General features: G+C 63.6%; 14 protein-coding genes. 1 reads left to right on the top strand and 13 read right to left on the bottom strand.

Going from position 1 to position 17,939, the window contains the following annotated elements:
- Position 1: 1 nt before the first annotated feature.
- The 9 genes from EOC83_RS28580 to EOC83_RS28540 all read right to left on the bottom strand — a co-directional run bounded on the left by EOC83_RS28580 (position 2) and on the right by EOC83_RS28540 (position 11,750).
- Positions 2-859 carry a 2-aminoethylphosphonate ABC transporter permease subunit gene (locus EOC83_RS28580; protein WP_063167537.1) on the bottom strand — a complete coding sequence of 286 codons (858 nt, stop codon included), beginning with the start codon at positions 857-859 and terminating at the stop codon, positions 2-4.
- Positions 852-1,997, bottom strand: coding sequence for an ATP-binding cassette domain-containing protein (locus EOC83_RS28575; RefSeq protein WP_024502486.1), 1,146 nt, complete (start codon positions 1,995-1,997; stop codon positions 852-854). The genes EOC83_RS28580 and EOC83_RS28575 overlap by 8 nt, the downstream gene beginning before the upstream one ends.
- Before the next feature lie 29 nt (positions 1,998-2,026).
- A complete protein-coding gene (locus tag EOC83_RS28570; RefSeq protein WP_063167536.1) occupies positions 2,027-3,058 on the bottom strand; it encodes a 2-aminoethylphosphonate ABC transporter substrate-binding protein in 1,032 nt (343 codons plus the stop codon).
- 255 nt (positions 3,059-3,313) lie between these two features.
- Positions 3,314-4,324, bottom strand: coding sequence for a C-terminal binding protein (locus EOC83_RS28565; protein ID WP_013533036.1), 1,011 nt, complete (start codon positions 4,322-4,324; stop codon positions 3,314-3,316).
- Between the two features lie 2 nt (positions 4,325-4,326).
- Positions 4,327-5,685: an aspartate aminotransferase family protein gene (locus tag EOC83_RS28560; RefSeq protein ID WP_063167535.1), complete on the bottom strand. Its 1,359-nt coding sequence runs from the start codon at positions 5,683-5,685 to the stop codon at positions 4,327-4,329.
- A gap of 72 nt (positions 5,686-5,757) precedes the next feature.
- Positions 5,758-7,215, bottom strand: a complete 1,458-nt coding sequence (gene phnY, locus EOC83_RS28555) for a phosphonoacetaldehyde dehydrogenase (protein WP_063167534.1) — start codon at positions 7,213-7,215, stop codon at positions 5,758-5,760.
- Between the two features lie 228 nt (positions 7,216-7,443).
- Positions 7,444-8,700, bottom strand: coding sequence for a phosphonoacetate hydrolase (gene phnA / locus EOC83_RS28550; protein WP_063167533.1), 1,257 nt, complete (start codon positions 8,698-8,700; stop codon positions 7,444-7,446).
- 24 nt (positions 8,701-8,724) lie between these two features.
- On the bottom strand, positions 8,725-9,924 hold the full coding sequence (locus EOC83_RS28545; RefSeq protein ID WP_063167532.1) for a 2-aminoethylphosphonate--pyruvate transaminase: 1,200 nt from the start codon (positions 9,922-9,924) through the stop codon (positions 8,725-8,727).
- Between the two features lie 125 nt (positions 9,925-10,049).
- Entirely contained in the window at positions 10,050-11,750 is a 1,701-nt protein-coding gene (locus EOC83_RS28540) for a Na/Pi cotransporter family protein (RefSeq protein WP_063167531.1), read from the bottom strand.
- A gap of 155 nt (positions 11,751-11,905) precedes the next feature.
- On the opposite strand from EOC83_RS28540, the gene EOC83_RS28535 reads away from it, so the two are divergent.
- Entirely contained in the window at positions 11,906-12,775 is an 870-nt protein-coding gene (locus EOC83_RS28535; protein WP_013533042.1) for a LysR substrate-binding domain-containing protein, read from the top strand.
- Here EOC83_RS28535 and EOC83_RS28530 read toward each other — a convergent pair.
- The 4 genes from EOC83_RS28530 to EOC83_RS28515 all read right to left on the bottom strand — a co-directional run bounded on the left by EOC83_RS28530 (position 12,772) and on the right by EOC83_RS28515 (position 17,921).
- On the bottom strand, positions 12,772-15,249 hold the full coding sequence (locus tag EOC83_RS28530; protein ID WP_063167530.1) for an FAD-dependent oxidoreductase: 2,478 nt from the start codon (positions 15,247-15,249) through the stop codon (positions 12,772-12,774). The genes EOC83_RS28535 and EOC83_RS28530 overlap by 4 nt on opposite strands.
- A gap of 77 nt (positions 15,250-15,326) precedes the next feature.
- The gene (locus EOC83_RS28525; protein ID WP_063167529.1) at positions 15,327-16,121 is read right to left on the bottom strand and encodes a DeoR/GlpR family DNA-binding transcription regulator; all 795 of its coding nucleotides are present in this window, start codon (positions 16,119-16,121) and stop codon (positions 15,327-15,329) included.
- A gap of 75 nt (positions 16,122-16,196) precedes the next feature.
- On the bottom strand, positions 16,197-16,853 hold the full coding sequence (locus EOC83_RS28520; protein ID WP_063167528.1) for a GntR family transcriptional regulator: 657 nt from the start codon (positions 16,851-16,853) through the stop codon (positions 16,197-16,199).
- 189 nt (positions 16,854-17,042) lie between these two features.
- Positions 17,043-17,921 carry an SMP-30/gluconolactonase/LRE family protein gene (locus tag EOC83_RS28515; RefSeq protein ID WP_013533046.1) on the bottom strand — a complete coding sequence of 293 codons (879 nt, stop codon included), beginning with the start codon at positions 17,919-17,921 and terminating at the stop codon, positions 17,043-17,045.
- Positions 17,922-17,939: the final 18 nt, after the last annotated feature.

Raw genomic sequence — 17,939 nt, 5'->3', positions numbered from 1 at the left:
GCTAGGCTCCCAACCGGCCGGCGGCGAAACGGTAGAGGCCAAACAGGCCGAGCGACAGCGCGATGTTGACGACGGCGATGATACAGGCGACCTGATAGGCCGATTCCTGGATCGCCTTGCCATAGATCAGCAGCGGCAGGGTGATGACGCCCTTGGCGCCGATGAACAGCACGATGCCGAATTCGTTGACAGTCAACAACAGGCAGAGGCTGCCGCCGGCGATGAGTGCCGGGATTGCCGCCGGCAGGATCACCTGGCGAACGATGCGAAACGGCCGCGCGCCGAGCACGCTCGCCGCTTCGATCTGGCCACGGTCGACCAGCGAAAAGGCGGCGAGCAGCGGCCGCAGGATGAAGGGTGTGTAGACAGTGACCTCGGCCAGGATCACACCCCACGCGGAATAGAGGAAATCGACGGGCGGCAGCGGCAGCGAAAAGGTCTCCATCAGCCCGGCATTGAGCATGCCGGCGGAGCCATAGAGGAAGGTGAAGGCAAGCGTCACCAGGAATGTCGGCAGCGCGATGAAGGTATCGATCAGCCGGGCGATGAAGCCGCTGCCGGGGAACGGCACGAAGGCCAGAATCAGCGCCAGCACGAGGCCGACGACCAGACATCCGGCCGTCGCCGCGACCGAGATCGACACCGTGTTGATCAGCGCGTTGAGGAAGAAGCGCGAATGCAGCACGCGGATGACTTCGGCGACATTGGCGACGCCACTGTCGTCGAGGAAGGCCTGGCGGGCAATCAGTGCCAACGGATAGAAGAACAGCAGCGCCAGCAGGGCCGCCGGTGGCACTATCCACAATTTACCCGACGAGAGCTTCATCGCCGGCGCAGGGATGGCGACCGCCTCAGACACCGGCGTCTTCCGGGAGAAGCGAGGTGTCGGCGGGCGCGAAGAACAGCGGCACCTTGGCGCCGGGTTCGGGCAAGGCGATCGGCAGCCTGGTCGCCGAGACACGCACCGGCGTGCCGTCGACGTCGAGCACGAGATGGGTCAGTTCGCCCTGCCAGTGCACTTCCTGGAGCGTGCCCACGATGCGGTTGGTATGGTCGCTGTCGGCGGTCAGGCTGAGATGCTGCGGCCTGATACAGAGCAGGCTCTTGTCGCCGGCCTTCTCGTTGCGGCCGGCGCCGGTCAGCAGCGCGTCACCATGCCTTGCCGTGGCAAATCCCTTCGACCCGACGGCCTCGGCAACCGTTACCGGAAGAAGATTGGCGCGGCCGAGGAACTCGGCCGTAAAACGGTTTGGCGGGCGGCGGTAGAGTTCGGTCGTCGGTCCATGCGAACAGACCCTGCCGTCGCGCATGATGGCGATCTTGTCGGCAAGCGTCAGTGCCTCGGTCTGGTCGTGGGTGACATAGAGGATCGTGAGGCCGGGCAGGCTGCGGTGCAGCCGGGCAATCTCCTCGACCATGTTGCGGCGGATCTGGGCGTCGAGCGCCGAGAGCGGCTCGTCGAGCAGGAGCACGCGCGGCCGCACGGCCAAGGCACGCGCAATCGCCACGCGCTGCTGCTGGCCGCCCGAAAGCTCGCGCGGATAGCGCCGGGCATAGGCCGACATGCCGACAGTGCCCAGCGCATCCTTGATCCGCTCACCGATCAGCGCCTTGTCGGCGCCCTGTGCTCTGAGGCCGAAGGCAACGTTGTCCTCGACCCGCATATGCGGAAACAGCGCGTAGTTCTGCACCACCATGCCAAGGCCGCGCTCGTAGGGCGGCAGATCGGTCACATCGGTGGCGCCGATGCGGATCCGCCCGCTGGCGGGTCGCACGAAGCCGGCCACGGCGCGCAAGGCCGTCGTCTTGCCGGAGCCGGATGGGCCGATCATCGCCAGGATCTCGCCAGGTGCGATATCCAGGGTCAGCGGATGCAGGACGACATGCGCGCCATAGGCAACGCTGACCTTGTCGAAATGGACATTGGAGCCGGCGCCGCGAACCTTCGCGGCGTCGATGTCCATGACACTGGTACCAGTAAACGCTGCGGCCGACATGGCGTGGTCCTCCGGGTTTCCCTTGCGGATCAACTTCCGGTCGCTTCGTTCCAGCGCTTGACATAATCGGGTAGCTTGCTCAGCGCGTCGTCCCAGTTCGGCGACCAGATGGTCACGCCTTTCATCGCCTCCTGCGCCTTGGCGAAGTTGGCGTCATCCGGCTTGACGTCCTTGCGAGCCGGCATGCCGAGCGCAACGGAACTGATGCTCGACTGGGCTTCCTTGGAGAGCAGGAAGTCGATCAGTTTCTTGCCGTTGTCTGCGTTGGGTGCGCCGGTGACCAGGCCGATTTCATAGGGCAGCGCGAAGGTGGAGCGCACACCGTCAGGTCCAGCCGGCCAGAACACCTTGATATTGGGATTGTCGGCCATCTGCGACATGTTCATCTGCAGATCGCCATTGGCAACATGCAGCTCACCCTTGTTGACCAGCGCGGTCAGCTTGCCGGTCGAAGCGGAGGGGCCGACATTGTTGTCCTGCAGCTTCTTCATGAACTCGAAGCCGGCATCCTCGCTGCCGAAGGCGTGGATGATCTGCAGCATGACGGCGGTGCCGTCACCGGCCTGGCCGGGGGTAGAATACTGGATCTTGCCCTTGAACTTCGGGTCGAGCAGGTCGTTGTAGGCCTTTGGCGCTTCCGGCAGGACGGCACTGTTGTAGATGAAGTTCATATAGTTGTTGACCAGCGGCCGGTACTTGTCTGTGCCGCCATCGATCTGGTCGGCGGCTTCCGGCTTGTAGTCCTGCAGCAGGCCGTCAGCCGCGGCCCGCTGCACGAAGGGCGGCAAGGTCACCAGCACGTCGGCCTGCGGATTCGACTTTTCCTTGGCGACACGCTCGACGACGCCGCCGGAACCTGCCTCGATATACTGCACGGTGATGCCGGTGGCCTTGGTGAAGGCGGCGAATTCGGTCTCGAACCAGCTGCCATTGCCGTCATGCAGGCCGTCGGCGGAATAGATGGTGACGACGCCGTCGGCGAGTGCCGGTCCGACAAGAGCCGACGACGCCAACAGCGACGCGGCGAAGGCCGTAGCTATGGTTGCCTTTTGCGATTTCATGCTCAGTTCCCCTGTGATTGATGGCACATTCTGCGATGCACTGTGACGATCTCGCCTGTAGGCCGGAGCCTTATGCGGCACCGTTCGATCTCGTCGTTGTGCCGACTTTGGGGACTGACGATCGATAAGTAAAATCTATTTATTTTATGAGAGGCAAATTTTACCTGATAGTTGTCATGGAACTGTCGCAACGCTGGCCTGGCTTCGATTCCGGCCTCGCGGAAGGCCCGCGATTGGGTGCAGAGATGGTGATGGTCAGCCAAATGAAACCCCAGATGTCTGCGCCCGCAGCCGCGGGTCGAACGAACGAACGGTAACCGGCCGGCCTTCGAGAATTTCGAAGCAGCGCGCGAGCGTGTCGTCTTCGAGCCGGCGCATGGCCCCCTGCGTGAAGAAGGTGAGATGCGGAAACAGGATGACGTTGTCGCGGCCGAACAGCGCGCTCATCGGATGGCCCGATTTGGCCAGCGGCTCGACCGAATAGACGTCGAGCCCGGCGCCGCCGATGCGCCCCGAGATGATCGCCTCGACAAGGGCGGCCTCGTCGATCAGCGCGCCGCGCGAGACGTTGACGATGATAGCGGAAGGCTTCAGGCAAGCGAGCTCGGCTTCACCAATCAAGCCGCGCGTCCTGTCGTTCAGCACGCAGTGGAGGGAAACGAAATCGCAGGCGCGCAGCATGACGTGGAGGTCTTCTACCTTCTCGATGCCGGCGGTGCGCATGGTTGCGACATCGACACCGGGATCGAAGCCGAGAACGCGCGCATGAAATCCTTGGCCTGCCATGCGCGCCATGCTGCGGCCGATCTTGCCGCAGCCGACGAGCCCAAGCGTGGCGCCGGACATGTCGCGCCCCAGCCAGCGTTGCTCGGGCCAGATCCAACCATCACGTGACACCGCCGCGGTGATGGAGGGCAGCCGCTTGGCCAGCGCGATCATCAGCGCGAAGGCGCCTTCGGCGACGGTTTCCTCAGCATAATCCGGCACGTTGACAACGGGAATGCCACGCCGCATCGCGGCGGGGATGTCGATGGCATCGACGCCGACGCCATATTTGACAATGCCGTTCAATCTGGGAGCCGCCTCGATCACCCGTGCGGTGATCGGCGTGTAGCACATCAGCAAAAGATCGGCGTCCGCAACGGCCTGCATGAGATCAGCTTCGGGGATGCCGTCCGGCAGCGTCACCAGTTCGACCCCCCTCGCCCGCAAGCCGGCGTCGATGCCGGGACATTCGAGTTCGCGGTCGGTGCGCACGGCCTTCACGGTCAGGCCGCCAGCACCGTGCGCTCGACAATGTCGAGCGCGCCGTCGAGGTCGGTTTTCGAAATGACCAGCGGCGGCGACAGCGTCAACACGTTGCCTTGGCTGATCTTGAAGCTCAGCCCCTGTTCAAGGCAAGCATAGAAGACGCGCTCGGCGAGATCGCGTGCCGGCTGGCGCGTATCGCGATCCTCGACGAGCTCGACGCCGACCATCAGTCCCCTGCCCCTGACGTCGCCGACATGGGGCGAGCGCGCCATCAGGTGCTGCATGCGCCCTAGCATGTGCCGACCGAGTTCGGCCGCGCGCTCGACCAGCCCTTCCTCCAGGATGATGTCGATCGTCGTCAATGCGGCGCGGGTCGTCACCGGGTTCTTCTCGTGGGTGTAGTGGCCGATCGCGAAGCCACCGGTGACGTCGAGATCGCGGCGCGCGATGATGGCGGCGATCGGCAGGACGCCGCCGCCGAGCGACTTGCCGAGGACGACGATGTCAGGCGTCACATCATCATGCTCGTGCGCGAAGAATTTGCCGGTCTTGCCAAGGCCGGTCGGGATCTCGTCGAAGATCAAGAGCGTGCCGTGCCGGTCGCAGGCCTCGCGCACCCGCTTCCAGAAGCCTGGCGGCGGCGGGTTTGGCGTCGCCCGCATCGGTTCGGCGACGACCGCCGCCACGTCCTGCTCGCGGCCAAGGACGTAGGCAATCATGTTGGCGCAGGCGAGGCCCGATGCTTCCAGGGAATCGTGGCCATAGGGGCAGCGATAGCCGTCCCAAGGCGCGACGTGCTCGGTGCCGGTCATCATCGGGCCTGATATGTGCGAGCGGAAGGTCGCCTCGCCACCAACGCTTGCTGCGCCGAAGCCGGCGCCATGGAACGCATCCCAGAACGACACCGTCTTGAAGCGGCCGGTCGCGGCGCGGGCGATCTTCAGCGCGACCTCGATGGCGTCCGAGCCGCCGGTGGTGAACAGCACTTTGCCGAGATTGCCGGGCGCCAATGCCGCCAGCTTCTCGGCCAGTTCGACGGCGGGCTCACAGGTGAAACGGCGCGGCGCAAAGCAGAGCTGATCGAGCTGCTTCTTGATGGCGGCCACAAGCCTCGGGTGGCCATAGCCGAGGTGATGGACGCTGTTGCCGTGGAAATCCATGAAGCGGCGACCGGCGGTGTCCTCGATCCAGATGCCTTGCGCCTTGGCGATCGTCGACAAACAGGGGCTGGACAGGCTCTGGTGCATGAAGGCGGCCGCGTCGCGATCGAGCAGGCCGCGGATCCGCGGATCGCCCTGCCCGGCATCCCAGCGACCGCGAGCCGCTGTGGTGTTGGAATCGCCTTCGGTGTGCACAAGTTCAGATATCGCGGCCATCATGGTCTCCGAAATGCGAATGAGGGAGCGGCGAACGCTCCCTCGATTGTTCTATCCGTCAATGCCGTCCGGTCAGGACCAGGGCAGCGAAAATGTCTTCACATTGGTGTAGCTCTTCATCGCTTCGATGACGCCTTCCTTGTAGCCGTTGCCCGAATCCTTGATGCCGCCGAAGGGCGACATCTCGATGCGATAGCCCGGCACTTCCCAGATGTTGACGGTGCCGACCTGAAGGCCGGCGATGTATTTCTGCATGCGCGGAAAAGAGTTGGTGCAGACGCCCGACGACAGGCCGAAGGCGGTCGAGTTGGAGAGCGCAATCAACGCCTCGTCATCGTCCGGCGCACGCACGATCGGGATGATCGGCCCGAAGGTTTCTTCCATGACCAGCTCGGATGTATGCGGCACGCGATCGACGACGATCGGCGGCAGCAACGCGCCCTGACGACCCGGATTGTAGAGGATTTCGGCGCCTTGCTCGGCAGCCATGTGGACGCGGGCTTCGAACAGCGCCGCCGCCTTCTCGTGCACGACGGTGCCAAGGTCGGTCGCGCGGTCCATCGGATCGCCGAAGCGGATCTTCTTCGCCCGCTCCAGCACCAGCGGCACGAAGCGGTCGGCGACGCTTTCCTGGACCAGGATGCGCTTGACCGCCGTGCAGCGCTGGCCGGAGTTTTTCGTCGCTCCGGCCACTGCTAGGTCCGCCGCCTTTGCCAGATCCTCGTCCGACAAATCGTTGAGGATGATCAGCGGGTCGTTGCCGCCGAGCTCCAGCACCTGGCGCTTGTAGCCGGCGGTGCGGGCGATCATCTTGCCGACCGGCACGCCGCCGGTGAAGGTGATCAGGTCGATGTTTTCATTGGTGATCATCTCGTTGCCGATATCGGCCGGCCAGCCGGTCACCACCGACAGCATTTCAGGCGGCAAACCGGCTTCATAGAGAATGTCGGCCAAGAGAAGCGCCGTCATCGGCGTCAGTTCGGTCGGCTTGACCACCACGCAATTGTTGGTGGCGATCGCCGGCGCCACCTTGTGCGAGACCATGTTGAGCGGATGATTGAACGGCGTGATCGCCGAGATCGCCTTCAACGGCTCGCGAGTGGTGAAGATCTTGCGCGCCTTCCCGTGCGGGGTGAGGTCGCAGGAGAAGATCTGCCCGTCATCCTGGATGCACATCTGCGCCGACAGCGTGAACACGTCATAGGCACGGCCGACCTCATAGAGCGAGTCCGTCTTGGAGATGCCGAGCTCGAGCGTGATGAGATCGGAGATTTCATCGCGGCGCGAGGCCAATGCCTCGGCGGTGCGGAACAGTATCTGCTGACGCTCGTAGCGGGTCAGCTTCGATTTGTAGCCGGCGGCGATCTCGAATGCCTGGCGGGCGTGATCGGCGCGGCCGGCCGGAACGGTGCCGATGACGGTGTCGTTCCAGGGATAGCGAACCTCGACGACGCCTTCGGCATCGACTCGTCTGCCGGCGATGCGCATCGGCTCGTGGCGAACTTTGATGGCGGGGTCGAGCTTGGTCATGGGTTCTGCTCCAGCAGATTCTTGTTGCGCGGAGGATTCGACCCCCACTCCGGCCCTTCGGGCCACCTCTCCCCCGATCGACGGGGGAGAGGAAATCAGGCGAGGTCAGTGCCTCAACGTTTCCAGGTTAAGCCGCGGCTAACCCTGGCGCCTTTCCTCTCCCCCGTCGATCGGGGGAGAGGTGCCGAGCGAAGCTCGGCGGAGTGGGGGTCGACAATCACGCTCGACTCAAGCCAGCGCCGCCGCCATGGTGGCGTAGTAGAAGGCATCGAAATTGCGCAGCGTCGGCTCGTTCGGAAATTCCGGCAGCACACGATTGACGATGAACGGCACCTCCTGCTCGGTCAGCCCGCCATGCGACCGTAGCGGCTCGTTCAGAGCCGCCAGGTCATGGCGATGTTCCGAGGTGCCGATCGTCTTGTTCTCGGTCGAGATCAGCACGATGTCGCCGATGCGATCGGCCGGCAGTTCGAAGCGCTCGCAGGCGGTCGGGCTGTCGACGACCAGCATGATGCTATCGATCTTGGCCAGCCTGGCCATGATATCGGCCTGGTCGGCGCCATCAGGCAGATAGGCGGTGGCGAAGGAACCCAGCGCGCCATGATGCACGACATAGGGGTCGGTGATCGGCAGGATGACGCGGGCGGCATCTTTGCCCAGCCACTCGTCGAGAAGGTCCTGGACATAGACGACATCAGGCGAACCGTCCGCCTTGTGCTTGGGCTTCATGCCATGGTCGGCGGTGACGACGATGGCAGCACCCAGCGCATCGAGCTCGGTCAGGTATTTGTCGAACATCTCGTAGAAGGCGTTGGCCTGCGGCACGCCGGGCGCATATTTGTGCTGCACATAGTCGGTGGTCGTCAGATACATGATGTCGGGGCGGAATTCCTTCAGCAGCTGGACGCCGGCGGCGAAGACGAATTCCGACAGCTCGGCCGAATAAACCTCCGGCACCGGCAGCCCAAAGTGCTTCGAGGCATTGTCGATGCCGTGCTCGGCCTTGCTGGTGGTGTCGGATTTTTCCGCAGAGAAGCACAGCGCGCGGCCTTCGTCGAAGGCGAGGCCCTTGCCGAGCAGCGCACGCAGCTTGTCCTTGGCGGTGACCACGGCGACCTTGGCGCCGGCATCGTAGAAGGCCTGGAAGATGGTCGACGCGCGCAGGAAGCGCGGGTCGTTCATCATCACTTCCTTGCCGGTCTCGCGCTCATAGAGATAGTTGCCGCAGATGCCATGCACCGACGGCGGCCGGCCGGTGGCGATCGACAGATTGTTGGGGTTGGTGAAGCTCGGAATGACAGAGTGCGCAAAGCGCACCGTGCCCTTCTGCTTGATCCTGACCAGAGCCGGCATCAGCCCGGCCTTTATCGCTTCGTCGAGATAGGCCGGCTCGCAGCCGTCAAGGCAGATGGCGATCGCCGGCACGCGCGGCCAGGCATAGGTGCGGCCGTTGACCGACACGGTGACAGGAGACATCTGGTTCATCTGATATCCTCGAAGTCGGCCGCTTCAGGCGGCGAGTTTGGCGCGTTCGGCAAGTGCCGCGGCGGGTGGGGCGGCGGTGTCGACGCCCATTTCATGAAGCGAGAACGCTGCCGCCTCGACGACGCGGCGCATGACATGTTCGTCCATCTGGCCGATGCAGCCGACGCGGAACGAATCCACGGCGGTCAGCTTGCCCGGATAGATGATGAAGCCCTTGTCCTTCATCAGGTCGTAGAAACGGTCGAACGCGAAACTGGCATGAGCCGGGTTGAAGAAGGTGACGATGATCGGCGACAGCCAGCGATCCCGGAGCAGTGTCTCGAAACCGAGGTCGCGCATGCCGGCCACCATAACGTCGCGGTTCCTCGTATAGCGGGCGCCACGGCCGGCGACGCCGCCTTCGGCCTCATGCTGGCGCAGTGCTTCGAGGAAGGCGGCCACGACATGCGTCGGCGGCGTGTAGCGCCACTGGCCGGTCTTGTTCAGGTGCGCCCACTGGGCGTGGACATCGAGCGACAGCGAATGGCTCCTGCCTTTGGCGGCCTCCAGTTCGCTCTTGCGCGCGATGATGAAGCCAAAACCCGGAACGCCTTCGATGCACTTGTTGGCGGACGAGACCATCGCCTCATAGCGGATTTCGTTGACGTCGAGCGCCACGGCGCCGAACGCACTCATGGAATCGACCAGCAGCTTGCGACCCTTGGCATGGACGGCTTCGGCAATTTCAGCGACCGGGTTGAGGATGCCGGAACTGGTCTCGCAATGGATGGCGATGACATGGGTGATATCAGGGTCGGCCGCGAGGGCCGCTGCCACCTCGTCGCCGCGCGGGGGCAGATAGTCACCCTTGTCGATCAGCGTATAGGCGCGGCCGAGATACTGCATGGTCTGCGCGGCGCGCAGGCCGTAGGCGCCGTTGGCCAGCACAAGAACCTTGCCGTCCCTGGGCACGAACGACCCCAGCATCGCTTCGACGCAGAAAGAACCGCTGCCTTGCATCGGCACGCAGTCGAACTCATCGTTCCTGTCCCCGGTCAGCGCCAGCAGCCGGCGACGCATATCCGATGTCATGGCGCGGAAGTCGCCGTCCCACGATCCCCAGTCGCGCAACATCGCCTGCTTGACCGAATAGGCCGTGGTGAGCGGCCCCGGGGTCAGAAGATACGGCTCGCCCAGCGCCGGGCTGGCCAGCGGCTCCGCGGCAAATTTCGTCTCGGCGAGCATGTTGTCCTCCGCTCGATCTGCGTTCGATGTGGCCTTATTCTTGGCCTGAATGATCTATTTGTAAAATCGTTATTTTGTATCGATGTATAGATTTTAGTGATGGCCTGCCGGGCGGGAATCCGTCCTCAGGCCATTGCAGGAGCCCTCACTTCCGCAGCCCCTCTCGCCAGCCGGCTTTCGAGCAGATCACCGCTCTGCGTCAGCAAGGGATAAGCGACCGAGGCCATCAGCGAGTTGATCTCCTTCAGCGCCCGCACGGCCTCCAGGTGGATGTCGCTGGTGTCGATGCTCTGCGGCATTCCCGATTGCAGGCGCTTGAGGTGACGGTCGTGGCTCGTGCGTTCCAGTCTGCGCATCCGCTCCTTCTCGACGACGAGTTGCCGCGCCGAATCGAGATCGCTCGACACCAGCACATTGAGTGCAAGCTGCATGTTGGCCATGACACGGTTGTGAAGCCCGGCCAGTTCGCTCCAGCCGTCGCGTGAGAAGCGCAGGTTCTTGTCACGCAGCTCCTGGGTGAGCACGAGCAGGTTCTTGGCGACGATGTCGCCGGCGCGTTCGAGATTGATGGCGAAGTCGGTGAGCTCGATGCCGCGCTGCGCTTCGGCCACGCTCATGCTGCCGCGATTGACTTCGGCAATGTAGAGCTTGATTTCGGTATGGGCGCGGTTGACCTCCTCATCGAGTTTTTGAGCCTGGCGTATCTGGTCGCCGGTGCCGGCGTCGAAGAAATCCATCACTGGGCGCAGCATCACCTCGACGACTTCGCCCATGCGCAGCAGCTCGCGGGTGGCACTGGCTAGCGCAAGACCGGGTGTGCGCATGACGGTGCGGTCGAGCGCGCTGGTGCGGCGCGACATCAGGTCTCCACCCTCTCCGGCCTTTGCCACCGGCCTGTCTGCGATCAACAAGGCGACCAGCCGCTCCATCATGCCGGTGAACGGCAAGCAGCAGATGACCAGCACCAGATTGAAGGCAAGGTGCAGGTTGACCAGCTGGCGGCCTTCGGTTGCGCCGAACAGATGCGCCGGGAAGGTCACGGCCTGAAGCGCGAACAAAGCCGCCAGCGCCGCCGTGCCGCGAAAGATCAGATTGCCGAGCGGGATACGGCGCGCCTCGACGGCTTCGCCGCGCGTCAGCCAAACCGCGATCAGCGCGCCGCCGCAATTGGCGCCGAGGATGAAGAACAGACCGACCTCGACCGGCAAGACGCCTTGTGCGGCAAGCGTGACGAACAGCAGGATCGCCGCGACGCTGGAGTGGATCAGCCATGTGAACAGGGCAGCGGCGGCAAAGGCGGTGAAATAGTCCGCGCGCAGATAGGAGATCACCAGTGGCAGCAAGGTGCTCTGCCGCATCGGTGCGGTCGCCTCGCCGATCATATGCAGCGACAACAGGACGAAGGCGACCCCCATCAGGATTCGCCCGCTATGCCTGATGCCAGCCACTTCGAACTTCAGGGCCATCGCGCCGCCGACCAGGATCAGCGCCGGCACAAGCCAGCTGAGGTCGAACGACAGCACCTGCACGACCAGGGCGGAACCGAGATCGGCGCCCAGCAGGATCGCCAGCCCGGCCGACACCGAAACCATGCCGCTGGCGGCAAACCCGGCCGCCAGGATAGCGACGGCGGTCGAGCTCTGCAGCAGCACGGCAAGCACGGTGCCGACGCCGGCCGATCTGATCCGCTCACCCCGGGCTTGCCTCAGGGCATCACGCAAAGCGGGCCCGCAGGCCCGCTCGACACCCGTGCGCACCATATGCACGGCCCAGAGCAGCAGCATGACCGCACCCGCCAGATGCAGCAGGATGATGGAAAATTGCATGGCGACGCCTCCGGTGCCAACGGCCGGCAGGGATGTCGACCCATGCTCAGGCTGAGGGTCGGCAAAACATAAGTCAAATCGTTCCTTTCGATCTTTTCCTAAGCAATCCTTATGATAAGATGTCGGCGATTTCAGAAGTGTCGGAGGCACGGGAGATGCGCTACGTCCAGTTGCGAGCCTTTCACCAGGTGGCCATCTGCGGTGGCTTTTCTCGCGCCGCCGAGGCGCTCTTCCTGACCCAGCCGGCGATCTCGGACCAGGTGCGCAAGCTCGAGGAAGAGTATGATGTGCTGCTGTTCAACCGGAACAAGAAGCAGGTCACGCTGACCCATTCGGGCCAGAAATTGCTCGAAATAACCCACCGCATGTTCGATACCGAGCAACAGGCGCTCGAACTCCTGACGGAGTCCCGCGCCCTGCGTTCCGGCACGCTGCGCATCGTCGCCGATGCCGCACATCATCTGCTTCATATTCTCGGCAGCTTCCGGGCCCGCTACCCCGGCGTGCAGGTTTCGGTGCGCGCCGGCAACACCGAGACGGTGATCAGCAGCCTCTACAGCTACGATGCCGATATCGGCGTGCTGGGCGAGGTGCCGACGGGGCGCGATTTCGAGGTGCTGAAACTCAACTCGACGCCGATCATCGCGTTTGCATCCGTCGACCACCCGCTGGCCGCGAAAAAGTCGCTCACCCTCAAGCAGCTCGCGCAGGAATCACTGGTCATGCGCGAGCGTGGATCGAAGACGCGTCAGAAACTCGAAGATCTCGCAGCCGCCTCGAAAATCGAATTGAGGCCGGCGATCGAAGCCGAGGGCCGCGAAGCCGTCCGCGAGATCGTCGCCTCGGGCGCCGGCATCGGCTTTGTCTCGGCGGCCGAATTCGGCCAGGATTCGCGGCTGGTGCCGATCACCATCGATGCTCCCGAGACCCTGATGGACGAGGCGTTGATCTGCCTGCGTGAACGCAGCGGCGGCAAACTGGTGCGGGCTTTCCTGGATATGGCGCGCTCGATGTCAGCGGATTAAGCGGCGGCCCTGATCTCCACCGCATCAGCCTTCACCCGCTCCGACTTCGGGTCGTAGGGGCTGCGCAGATGTGCTGTCGCGGCATGGCGAACGCCGGCAAGGTCGATCTCGAAACGACCACCGGTGAGAAATGCAGCGTCGACGCCCGCCTCGTTCTCGATCAGGCCGAGCGCCACCGAGCGGCCAAGCGTGTGGCCGTAGGCGGCCGAGCGGACTTCGCCGACCGGCTTGCGGTCGCGCAGGATCAGTTCGCCGCCCCACAGCATCGGCTCGGCATCATCGAGCGTGAACAGCACGATGCGTCTTGCCGGTGCTGCCGATGGCTTCGTCTCAACCAGCGCGTCGCGGCCGATAAAGTCACCTGGCTTGTCCATCGCCACGGCGAAGCCAAGCCCGGCCTGCCAGGGGTCGATATCAGGCGTCAACTCCCTGCCCCAGGCGCGAAAACCCTTTTCGATGCGCAAGGCATCGAGCGCATAGTAGCCGGCGTCCAGCAGACCGAATTCACGGCCCGCCTCATGCAACGCCTCATAGACGCCGACGGCGAATTCTGTCGGCACGATCAGTTCCCAGCCCAGTTCGCCGACATAGGTCATACGGTTGGCATAGGCGGTGGCATAGCCGATATCGATCTCGCGGATGGTGGCGAAGGGAAAGCCGGCGTTGGAAAGATCGGCCGAGGAGAGTTTGCCCAGCAGATCGCGTGATCGCGGTCCCATCAACGCCAGCACCGCGTAGGACGAGGTGACGTCGGTCACGATTGCATGCGCGTCGGATGGAATGTTTTTGACGATCCAGTCGGCATCGTGGACAGCTTGTGCGGACCCGGTGACGATGAGGAATTTCTCCGCGCCGAGCCGCATAACGGTGAGATCGCTCTCATAGCCACCGCGTGCATTGAGCACGCCCGTGTAAACAGACGTACCGTCCGGTACCTCAATATTTCCGGCGCAGATCCAGTTGAGCACGGCGCAGGCATCGCGGCCCTGCACGAGGAGCTTGGCGAAAGAGGTCTGGTCGAAGACGGCGACGGCTTCGCGTGTCGCCTTCATTTCGCGCTTGACCGCCTCGTGCCAGTTCTGGCGGCCGAAGGCATAGTCGTTCTCGGTCTTCTCTCCCGGTGCCGCGAACCAGTTGGCGCGCTCCCAGCCCATCTTGGAACCGAAGCAGGCACCTTTGGCGGCGACCCGGTCGTAGAGCGGCGAGCGGCGGAACGGCCGCGCCGTGTCCAGTTCACGGTTCGGCCACGGCATGGCGTAATGCAAGCCGAGCGTTTCCTTGACACGGTCATGCAGCCAGCGCGGATTGTTGTTGAAGGAGGCGAAACGCCTGATGTCGACCGGCCACAAATCCATGGTCGGCGCGCTGTTGACGATCCATTCCGCCAGCGCCCTGCCCGCGCCGCCGGCGCTGGCGATGCCCATGGAGTTGAAGCCGGCGCCGACATAGAAATTCTTCAGTTCCGGCGCCTCGCCGAGGAGAAAATTGTTGTCCGGCGTGAAGCTTTCGGGACCGTTGTAGAATTTCTTGACCTCGGCCTTGGCCAATTGCGGCACGCGGACCAGCGCGTTTTCCATCAGGATCTCGAACTGATCCCAATCGTCCGGCAACAGCGCGAACTCGAAATTTTCGGGAATGCCATTCATGCCCCACGGCTTGGCGTGCGGCTCAAAGCCACCCATGACCAGGCCGCCGACCTCTTCCTTGAAATAGATGAACCCGTCGGGGTCGCGCATGACCGGCAGGTCCGGATGCACGCCCTCGATCCTGCCGGTAACGATGTACATGTGCTCGGCCGAATGCAGCGGCACCGAGACGCCGCACATCAGCCCGACCTTGCGCGCCCACTGGCCGGCGCAATTGACGACGATCTCGGCGGCAATGTTGCCGCGGTCCGTCTCGACACCGCAGGCGACGCCGTTCTTCACGCTGATGCCGGTGACCTTGACCCGCTCGAAAATTTTCGCGCCGCGATTGCGCGCACCCTTGGCCAGCGATTGCGTGAGATCGGTCGGATTGGCCTTGCCGTCGCCCGGCAGCCAGACGGCTCCGACCAGATCGTCGGTCGCCATGACCGGCCATAGATCGGCCGCCTCCTTCGGCGAAATCACGTCGATCTCGACGCCTTGGGCGCGAGCCGATGCGGCCGTGCGCTTCAGCACCGTCATGCGGTCGGCGGTCCGCGCCACCGACAGCGAGCCACAATTCTTCCAACCGGTGGCGAGCCCGGTCTCGGCCTCCAGCTCGCCATAGAGCTGCGTGGAGTATTTGATCAGGCTGGTCATGTTGGAATGACTGCGCAACTGGCCGACAAGCCCTGCGGCGTGCCAGGTGGTGCCACCGCTGAGTTGCCCCTGTTCGAGCAGCACGACATCGGTCCAACCGAGCTTCGTCAGATGATAGGCGACCGAGCAGCCAATGATACCGCCGCCGACGATGACGACGCGCGCTTGCGTAGGGAATTCGTTTGCCATGGGACATCCTGCCGTTTTGACACCGGTTGGATCATAGCAGCCGAATTCCAAATATCAACACAAAATACCACAAAATATCACATCAAAGAGGCAATCATCAGCTCAGGCCCTTTGCGCGCAAGCGCTTCAGCGATGTCAGCCTGCGGTTTCGCGTCGACGATCACGCCGGCGGCGCGTTGAAAATTCGGAATCCTGAGCGGCGTCAGCTTTGCGAACTTGCTGCTGTCGAGAACGAAGTAGGTTTTGGCGGCAAGCGCGATCATGCGGCTGCGCTGTTCGGCGCCGGCGCGGGTGAAATCGGTCACCTCGCCGTCGGGCGACAGCGCGCCACCACCGAGGAACGCGATGTCGACGCGAAAGCGCGACATGGCTTCGAGCATGTCGATTCCCGAGGCCGCTTCCTCGCCCGGATCGACTTCGCCACCCAGCACATGCACGCGCATGCCTGAGACGTGGCACAGCAGAAGCGCGATCTTCAGGCTCGCCGTGCAGATGGTGAGATCGCGCAGGTCGGCCATGGCTTGTGCGATGGCCAATGTGGTGGTGCCGGAATCGAGGAACACCACCATGCCGTCCTTTACAAGACCGGCGGCCAGCCTGCCGATCGCGGCCTTGCCTCCGGCATTTTCGTGGCTGCGCAAGCTCATTGCCGGTTCGCTCGGCTCGAAGCGGGCGGCGCCGCCATGGACGATGCCGAGCCGTCCCTTATCCGACAGCAGCTTCAAATCACGGCGGATGGTTTCGCGCGAGACATCGAAGAACCCGGCCAGTTCGGCGACACTGACAGACCCCTGGGCGCCCAGCCGCCGCAGGATCTCTTCGTGGCGACGTGGAGCAAGGGCGCGCGCCGGCAGGCTGCTGTCGGGGGACATGATGATCCTCGGATCGAGTAGCGATGTTGCAATATGTGGCAGTGATCGTGCGCAGAGGCAACTCAAGCCATGTCGTCAGGATTTTCGCGACAGGCCATCTTCCCTGATCGCGCTGACCAGCGTCTCGCTTCCCTCGCGAAGATGCTGCCTCAGAATGCCTATGGCCCTGTCGCCGTCGCGCCGCCGGCAGGCGGCCAGCAGATCGCGGTGCTCCGTCTGCGAGCGGCTGCGATAGTCCAGGTTCGACAGCAGGATGCGGACGTAGCGATCGGCGGCATTGTGGTGCGCCTCGATTAAGGCCAGCAATCGATTGTTGCCGCAGGCATCGTAGAGAGCCAGATGAAAGGCACGGTTCAGCGCGCCCCATCGGCCGACATTGCGCTCCGCGTCGATCTGATCGAGAACCTGTTCCGCCTCGTCGAGCCTGTCACCGGCGAGATTGGGAAGCGAAAGCCGCAACGCCTCGCATTCGAGCAATTCGCGCAGTGCATAGATTTCACTGATCTCGGCGCTGTCCATCCGGGCGACCTGCGCGCCTTTTGTCGGATGGATGGAAACAATGCCTTCGGCTTCCAATTGGCGAAGGGCGTCACGAATTGGCATGCGGCTGAAGCCAAACTGCTCGGCCAATTCGTCCTGGCGCAGCGAAGTGCCCGCCTTGATGGTGCCACTGGCAATCGCTTCGCGCAGGACATTGGCGACCTGTTCGGCCACGGTTCGCGGCCCCTGCATCACGCTTTCCGCAAATCCTGGCAATCGATGCTCCCGTTTGACGCGGGGCGCTCAGCCTAACGGAAACCCCTCTGCATGGATATATGTATGCCTGTATATGCACACGTTCGGCATCAATTGCCAGACTTGCCCGAATTCCTGCGCCAAGGCCTGATCTGCGTATTTTACCGGCGCTTCGCTTGCCTGGCGTCAGCCGCCGAAGCGCGGTTCCGCAACGCCCCTAACGCCAAGGCCTGATATGGCGAACAGGCTGCCGCGCAAAACGCCGTCGCCGGGAAAACGCGGCAGCGGCGGCTTGGCCATCGAGGTGACGTAGAGGGTGTCGAGCTTCGGTCCGCCGAACATGACGCTGGTGATCTTCTTGACCGGCATGTCGATGATGCGATCGATGCTGCCATCGGGCGCGTAGCGCACCAGCCTTCCGTCATAGACCAGCGCATTCCAGAGATAGCCCTCGGCATCGACGGTCGAGCCGTCCGCCGCACCGCCTCGGCTGGTGTCGACGCGCACGAAGGTACGCCTGTTGGTGGCGGCACCGGTGGCGATATCGTAGTCGTAGGCCCATATCTCGCCGGTCCAGGTATCGGCGAAATAGAAGGTGCGGTCGTCGGGGCTCCAGCATGGACCGTTGGAGCAGATGATGCCGGAATCGATCCGGGTGACGGAAAAATCCGGATCGAGCCTGTAGAGACCGCCGGACGGCCCCTCTTCCATCGTATCCATGGAGCCGGCGAAGAAACGGCCGCGCCGGTCGACCTTGCCGTCGTTGAGCCGGTTCATCGGCTTGTCCGGCTCGGGATCGTGGATCAGCGTCACCTCGCCGGTGGCGAAATCGAGCAGATGGAAGCCGCGCTGCAGCGAGACGACAGCGCCGCCGCCGTCCTTGCGCAGCGCCATTGAGCCGATCTTCATCGGCACGTCCCATGACCGGATCTCGCGCCCGTCGGCGGTCGCCCGAAACACGCGCCCGTCGAAGCTGTCGATCCAGTAGAGTCGTTCCTGTTCGACGTCCCACAGCGGTCCTTCGCCCAGTGTGGTCTTCACGTCCACCACGACTTCGATCTTCATGCCGTCCTCCTCCGTTTT

Source organism: Mesorhizobium sp. Primo-A, from assembly GCF_003997175.1.
GTDB classification, from domain to species: Bacteria; Pseudomonadota; Alphaproteobacteria; order Rhizobiales; family Rhizobiaceae; genus Mesorhizobium; species Mesorhizobium ciceri.
The sequence above is the reverse complement of the archived record's forward strand: the minus strand, read 5'-3'. Positions and strand labels throughout refer to the sequence as shown.

Coding starts and splice junctions, on each gene's coding strand:
- EOC83_RS28520 (WP_063167528.1), bottom strand. CDS start 16,853: ATGCAGGGGCCGCGAACCGTGGCCGAACAGGTCGCCAATGTCCTGCGC.
- EOC83_RS28560 (WP_063167535.1), bottom strand. CDS start 5,685: ATGGCCGCGATATCTGAACTTGTGCACACCGAAGGCGATTCCAACACC.
- EOC83_RS28530 (WP_063167530.1), bottom strand. CDS start 15,249: ATGGCAAACGAATTCCCTACGCAAGCGCGCGTCGTCATCGTCGGCGGC.
- EOC83_RS28540 (WP_063167531.1), bottom strand. CDS start 11,750: ATGCAATTTTCCATCATCCTGCTGCATCTGGCGGGTGCGGTCATGCTG.
- phnA (WP_063167533.1), bottom strand. CDS start 8,700: ATGAACCAGATGTCTCCTGTCACCGTGTCGGTCAACGGCCGCACCTAT.
- EOC83_RS28575 (WP_024502486.1), bottom strand. CDS start 1,997: ATGTCGGCCGCAGCGTTTACTGGTACCAGTGTCATGGACATCGACGCC.
- EOC83_RS28570 (WP_063167536.1), bottom strand. CDS start 3,058: ATGAAATCGCAAAAGGCAACCATAGCTACGGCCTTCGCCGCGTCGCTG.
- EOC83_RS28545 (WP_063167532.1), bottom strand. CDS start 9,924: ATGCTCGCCGAGACGAAATTTGCCGCGGAGCCGCTGGCCAGCCCGGCG.
- EOC83_RS28515 (WP_013533046.1), bottom strand. CDS start 17,921: ATGAAGATCGAAGTCGTGGTGGACGTGAAGACCACACTGGGCGAAGGA.
- EOC83_RS28535 (WP_013533042.1), top strand. CDS start 11,906: ATGCGCTACGTCCAGTTGCGAGCCTTTCACCAGGTGGCCATCTGCGGT.
- phnY (WP_063167534.1), bottom strand. CDS start 7,215: ATGACCAAGCTCGACCCCGCCATCAAAGTTCGCCACGAGCCGATGCGC.
- EOC83_RS28525 (WP_063167529.1), bottom strand. CDS start 16,121: ATGTCCCCCGACAGCAGCCTGCCGGCGCGCGCCCTTGCTCCACGTCGC.